The organism is Siphonobacter curvatus, from assembly GCF_002943425.1.
GTDB classification, from domain to species: domain Bacteria; phylum Bacteroidota; class Bacteroidia; order Cytophagales; family Spirosomataceae; genus Siphonobacter; species Siphonobacter curvatus.
In genome coordinates, this window is record NZ_PTRA01000015.1 from 1 (window position 1) to 3,058 (window position 3,058).

Here is a 3,058-nt window from a genome sequence, read left to right on the forward strand (position 1 = left end):
CATTGCTCAGCAGTACACACCCCGTGTGCAGGTCGGCGATGTGCTCTCCATTACCGTCAGTAGCTTAAACCCCGAGGCTTCGGCCGTCTTTAATCTGCCCGAGTCCCAAGCTATGATTCAAGGGCAAGGTCTGACTGCATCAGCGAACCCGCTGGCTTATCAGCCCGGTTACGTCGTTAACAGAGACGGCTCGATTGATTTTCCCATGCTGGGCAAAGTGCCCGTCGCGGGTAAAACCAGCTCAGAAGTCAATGCGTATCTTAAAGATAAACTCAAAGCGTACTTAAAAGAGCCCGCCGTCAACGTTCGGAATGTGAACTTTCGCATCTCCGTACTTGGGGAAGTCAATCATCCTTCGCTGTTTTTGATTAACAACGAGCAGGTGACTTTGCTTCAGGCACTAAGTATGGCTAATGACTTGACCATTTATGGCAAGCGAGAGAACGTGTTGGTGATCCGGGAAGAAAACGGTAAGAAGACCTTTGCCCGGCTGAATTTGAATCGGCGAGATTTCTTTAGCTCGCCCTATTACTATTTGCATCCCAACGATATTGTCTACGTGGAACCCAACCAAGCCCGGGTAGCCTCGACTGATAACACCTACCGCGTGGTACCCATTGTGATTAGTGCCGTCTCAGCGGTGCTGGTGCTGGTGAGCGTACTGGTGCGTTAGGTGCTAAGTACTCAAAGTGTATCCCTAATCCACTCTATAGTTAACTATATGGCAACGAATAATCCGTATTCTTCGTACGTACCCTACCAGGTCGTCGAGACTGATTCGACCAACATTCGGGCGATTCTAATGCGTTACGCGCGCAACTGGCCCTGGTTCTTAGTCTCGGTGGTAGTCGCCTTAGGGGCGGGCTACGCGTATTTGCTCTACCAACAGCCCATCTACCGCGTCCAGGCGAGTTTGCTCATCAAGGACGAAAAGAAGGGCGTCGACACGGGCGAACTGATGAAACAACTCGATATGTTCGGTCAGCAAAAGCTGGTCGATAACGAGATTGAGATCTTAAAGTCTTACACGCTGATGAACAAGATTGTCGGCGATATGAATCTGGAGGTCAAGTACTTTGAGCCATCGAAGTTTGGCAAGCGTGAAGTGTACGGCAACGTACCCATTAAGCTCATGATCGAGCAGGCCAAACCCGAGCTTTACAAAGAGCAATTGGAGATCAGCTTCCCAGAAAACAATCAGGTGCGTTTAAATGGTCGGACTTATCCCATTAACCAAAGCGTGGAGACGCCCTATGGCCGCTTGCGTTTTTTTGCTAGCAAGCCGGTTTTAAAAGAAGAAGAGCCCTTGATTGCACAGGCGATTCCCCGCTCGAAGGCGGTGGAAGGCTACTTAAAGAATTTAAAGACGGAGACGACGAGCAAGCAGTCGACGGTGATCCAGTTGACGCTAGAAGATGCGGTACCCGCCAAAGGGGAAGCGATCTTGAACCGGTTGATCGAGGAGTACAACACAGCCGCCGTGGAAGACAAAAACAAGACGGCATCCAACACCTTGAAGTTTTTGGACGAGCGTTTAGGCTTAGTATCGGGCGAGCTGCAGAACGTAGAAAAGAACGTCGCTCAGTACAAGACCTCGCAGGGGATCACCGATCTGAGCGCGCAGGCGCAGAGCTTTTTGCAGACGGTGCAGACTAATGATGCGCAGCTGAGTCAAGTGAATCTGCAATTAGGTGCCATCCGGGACGTGGAGCGTTACATTAACTCGCGTTCGAGTGAGCGTACGGGTGCTCCTTCCACACTGGGCCTAAGTGATCCGGTGCTGCTGGGTCTGATTACCAAAGTATCCGAGCTGGAGTTGCAACGTGAGCAATTAGCCCGGACGACTTCCGAGCAAAACCCGATGCTGCAAACCCTGGAGAGTCAGATTAAGTCCGTCAAAGCCAACATCAAAGAGAACGTTGAGACTTCGAAGACGATGCTCCGGACGTCGAAAGATCAACTGCTGGCTACCAACCGCAAGATGGAAGGCGTGATCCGGGGTATCCCGCAGAAAGAGCGCTCGCTGATTGATATCTCGCGTCAGCAGGCGATCAAGAATGATTTGTATACGTTTTTACTTCAAAAGCGGGAAGAAACGGCGGTCTCGTTTGCTTCAACGATTGCCGATAGCCGCACGGTGGATATGGCCCGCAGCTCGAATGAGCCGGTAAAGCCCGTAGGCAAAATGATTTTTGCCTTGTTTGGCCTGATTGGTCTAGTGATCCCGGTAGGAGCGATGACGGTAAAAGACGCCATGAACAACCGGGTGATGCGGAGAACGGATGTAGAAGAGATGACCAACGTACCGATTTTGGGCGAGGTGGTCAAAAGCAAAGATGCCGACCGCTTGATTATGTCGCCGCAGAACCGCTCAGTCATCTCCGAGCAGATCCGTACGATCCGAACCAACCTGCAGTTTTTAAAATCAGCCAGTGAGAGTCAGGTGCTCTTGTTTACTTCGAGTATTAGTGGGGAAGGCAAGTCCTTTGTCTCGCTGAATTTGGGAGCAAGTCTAGCGCTGGTGGATCGTCCAACGGTGATTTTGGAGATGGACCTTCGCAAGCCCAAACTGCGGGAAGCTCTGGGGATGGCTAACACGGTGGGGATTAGTAACTACTTGATTGGCGAAGCGAGTCTGGAGGAGTGTTTACATCCGATTCCGGGCTATGAGAACTACTTCATTATGCCGAGTGGACCGATTCCACCGAACCCATCGGAGCTGTTGAGCAATCCGCGCATGGAGCAGATGTTTGCTGAGCTACGGGATAAGTTTACGTACGTGCTGGTAGATTCCCCGCCGATTGGGCTGGTGACGGATGCGCAGTTGATTGCACCGTTCACGGACTCAACGATGTACATGGTGCGGCACGATGTGACGCCGAAGCATTATTTAAAGATGATTGATACGCTCTACAAAGAGCAGCGCTTCCAGAAGCTTAACATCATCTTGAACGGAGTGGGCGAGGGTGAAGCGTATTACTACAGTTACAGCTACGGCTACTACGGGGATGATAAAAAGAAACTAAATGATTAAGTAGGAAAGGTTGGTACTAGTAGC

At 50.9% G+C, this 3,058-nt stretch carries 2 protein-coding genes; both read left to right on the forward strand.

Annotated features, from left to right (window positions below):
- Nucleotides 1-673 (forward strand): polysaccharide biosynthesis/export family protein (locus C5O19_RS25770; protein ID WP_317046545.1); only part of this gene is annotated, 673 nt, incomplete at its 5' end.
- A gap of 48 nt (nt 674-721) precedes the next feature.
- On the forward strand, nt 722-3,034 hold the full coding sequence (locus tag C5O19_RS25775) for a GumC family protein (RefSeq protein ID WP_104716248.1): 2,313 nt from the start codon (nt 722-724) through the stop codon (nt 3,032-3,034).
- The last annotated feature ends 24 nt before the right edge of the window (nt 3,035-3,058 follow it).